Here is a 255-nt window from a genome sequence, read left to right as displayed (position 1 = left end):
TCGACTGGATCGCGTACTCGACCGAGGTGTTATCGACCAGGTACTGCGCGTAATCCCAGGCCTCCTGCTCGGTTTCGCGCACGATGATCTGCAGCCGGGTGCCGAATTCCAGCGTGCGGCCCAGCTTGGCCGCCTCGGCGCCGACGCGGCGGAACTTGTCTCCCAGGCGCTGCGGCGTGTCGGCGAAGCTCAGGTAGAGGTCGAGCAGCTTGACCGAATGCGCCACGCCGGCCGGCGAAGTGCCGGCGCCCCAGA

1 protein-coding gene is annotated in these 255 nt (G+C 67.8%); it reads right to left on the bottom strand.

Annotated features, from left to right (window positions below):
• Positions 1–255: LLM class flavin-dependent oxidoreductase (locus METUNV1_RS00095; RefSeq protein WP_043358672.1), on the bottom strand; the 255-nt coding region annotated here is incomplete at both ends.

The sequence above is a fragment of the Methyloversatilis universalis FAM5 genome (assembly GCF_000214035.2).
Lineage (GTDB): Bacteria > Pseudomonadota > Gammaproteobacteria > Burkholderiales > Rhodocyclaceae > Methyloversatilis > Methyloversatilis universalis.
Note: the sequence above shows the minus strand (reverse complement) of the source record. Positions and strands in the feature narration are given on the sequence as shown.